We start from the raw sequence: 2494 nt of genomic DNA, 5'->3' as shown, positions 1-2494 counted from the left end.
GTAAGCGCTGTCCTGACCCCACCTTCCGGATCATCGCTTGATCATTGATGTTCAACCTCGAAAGAGGGCTAGGACATATGTCGATTTCAGAACTTACGCTTAAATCCAAGGATGAGCCGATACGCCGGTTTGAGGTGTTCACAGGCAATGGCCGTCGTCGCGAATGGAGCGACGATCAGAAGGCGCAGATCATTGCGGAGAGTTGCGAGCCCGGCGTCACGGTGTGCTCTGTGGCGCGGCGGCATGGATTGACGCCGCAGCAGTTGTTCACATGGCGACGGCTCGCCCGAAAGCCGCTTGATGTGTTGTCGGTGCCGGAGCAAGCACCAATGTTTGCACCAGCAGTCGTCGTGTCGCCCGAGAATTCGGAACCGAAGAGGGCGCGGCAAGCACGTTTGCCAAGAAGAACTTCTCCGGAGGCGGCCATTGAATTGCGGATTGATGGAGCTTGGCTGCGTATTGCCTCTGGCACCGATGCTGCAACCATTGCCGCCGTCATCCAGGCGTTGAAGGCTCAGTCGTGATTGGCCCGTCCGGTGCGGTAAAAGTGATGATCGCCACCAAGCCTGTCGACTTCCGCAAAGGTGCTGAAGGATTGGCGGCATTGGTAAAGGCCCAGATGGGTGCCGACCCGTTCTCGGGCACGATCTACGTATTCCGGGCCAAACGAACGGACCGGATCAAGCTGATCTTCTGGGACGGCAGCGGCGTGTGCCTGGTCGCCAAGCGGATCGAGGATGGCGAGTTCCATTGGCCTCGAATGCAAGACGGTGTGATGCATCTGACGGCCGCCCAGTTCTCGGCTCTGTTCGAAGGATTGGACTGGAAACGCGTGCATGCGCCGAGCGAAACGCGCACGCCGATAAAGGCCGGATAACGGGCGCGACCAATTGAATCAGAGCCATTCAGCGTCTCGCTCCGAGCGGCAAAATATGCTGTTCTCGATCCATGACGATGACGGCAGACGAGCTTCCGGATGACCTGAACGCGCTGAAAGCAATGGTGCTTTCGCGTGAGGCGGAGAATGCCCGCCTGCGGCAGATCATCAAGGAATTACAGCGTCACCGCTTTGGTCGACGGGCAGAGACGCTTCCAGAGGACCAGCTTCTGCTTGGGCTTGAAGAGGCCGAACAGATCGAGGCTGCCGGGCTGGAAGAGAAGGAACAAGGCTCGACTGCTCTGCGCCAGGCGCAGGTCGCTAAACGGCGTACGAACCGGGGTTCACTGCCAGCGCATCTGCCGCGCGTCGAGATCGTGGTCGATATCGATAACCATGCCTGCCCCTGCTGCCGCAACGACCTGCATCGGATCGGCGAGGATGTCAGCGAGAAGCTCGATCTTGTGCCCGCCCAATTCCGGGTGCTCGTGCTGCGCCGCCCGAAGTATGCCTGCCGGGCCTGTGAAGAAGTCGTTGTCCAGGCTCCGGCCCCGGCAAGGCTGATCGAGGGCGGCATCCCGACAGAGGCAACCGTCGCCCAGGTGCTGGTATCTAAATATGCTGACCACCTGCCGCTGTATCGCCAGGCGCAAATCTACAAGCGTCAGGGCATCGACCTCGACCGTTCGACGCTCGCCGACTGGGTCGGTCGCGCCGCCTGGCATCTACGCCCGGTCCATCAGCGGCTGCTCGATCATCTGAAGTCATCGTCCAAGCTCTTCGCCGACGAGACGACGGCCCCGGTGCTCGATCCGGGACGTGGCAAAACCAAGACCGGCCAGCTTTGGGCTTATGCACGAGATGACCGGCCGTGGCAGGGCGATGACCCGCCCGGTGTCACCTATGTCTATGCGCCAGATCGCAAAGGCGAACGACCGATGGCCCATCTCGACGGCTTCGTCGGCATCCTGCAGGTAGACGGCTACAGTGGATATCGCCCGCTCGCGGCAAAGAACACCGTGTCGCTGGCCTTCTGCTGGTCCCACGTTCGACGCCGCTTCTATGAGCTTGCTGCCGCTGGTCCGGCACCCATCGCCAGCGAGGCGCTGCGACGCATCGGCGAACTTTACAGGATCGAAGAAGAGATACGTGGCCGGCCCCACGAGGAGCGTCGTGTCGCCCGTCAGGAAAAAAGTCGTCCGATTACCGACAGCCTCGCTCCCTGGCTGCGTGAACAACTCGGCTACATCAGCCAGAAGACAAAACTCGCCGAAGCAATCCGCTATGCCTTGTCACGCTGGGACGGCTTGACCCGCTTCATCGACGATGGCCGGATCGAGATCGATTCCAACGTCGTCGAACGATCAATCAGGCCAATTGCCCTCAATCGCAAAAATGCGCTATTTGCCGGTTCTGACGCCGGGGCCGAACACTGGGCGACTATCGCCTCGCTCATCGAGACGGCAAAGCTCAACAATGTCGAGCCACTGGCCTATCTCTCAGACGTCCTCACCAAGATCGTCAACAATCATCCAAATAGCCAGATCGACGACCTGCTGCCTTGGGCCTATGCCGCAACGCACGATCTCAAAGCCGTGGCCTGAAAACAGCGCTTAC

At 60.1% G+C, this 2494-nt stretch carries 3 protein-coding genes; all 3 read left to right on the top strand.

Features of this window, described 5'->3' with window-relative positions:
- Nucleotides 1-47 precede the first annotated feature (47 nt).
- The 3 genes from tnpA to tnpC all read left to right on the top strand — a co-directional run bounded on the left by tnpA (nt 48) and on the right by tnpC (nt 2481).
- Nucleotides 48-524 (top strand): IS66-like element accessory protein TnpA, encoded by a 477-nt coding sequence (gene tnpA, locus D8666_RS23865; RefSeq protein ID WP_109366348.1) that lies wholly within the window; start codon nt 48-50, stop codon nt 522-524.
- Entirely contained in the window at nt 521-877 is a 357-nt protein-coding gene (gene tnpB / locus D8666_RS23860; protein ID WP_109366349.1) for an IS66 family insertion sequence element accessory protein TnpB, read from the top strand. Before tnpA ends, tnpB begins: the two co-directional genes overlap by 4 nt.
- 71 nt (nt 878-948) lie before the next feature.
- Nucleotides 949-2481: an IS66 family transposase gene (gene tnpC / locus D8666_RS23855; RefSeq protein WP_121539677.1), complete on the top strand. Its 1533-nt coding sequence runs from the start codon at nt 949-951 to the stop codon at nt 2479-2481.
- Nucleotides 2482-2494: the final 13 nt, after the last annotated feature.

The sequence above is a fragment of the Ochrobactrum soli genome, assembly GCF_003664555.1.
Lineage (GTDB): Bacteria > Pseudomonadota > Alphaproteobacteria > Rhizobiales > Rhizobiaceae > Brucella > Brucella teleogrylli.
Note: the sequence above shows the minus strand (reverse complement) of the source record. Positions and strands in the feature narration are given on the sequence as shown.

Coding starts and splice junctions, on each gene's coding strand:
- tnpA (WP_109366348.1), top strand. CDS start 48: ATGTTCAACCTCGAAAGAGGGCTAGGACATATGTCGATTTCAGAACTT.
- tnpC (WP_121539677.1), top strand. CDS start 949: ATGACGATGACGGCAGACGAGCTTCCGGATGACCTGAACGCGCTGAAA.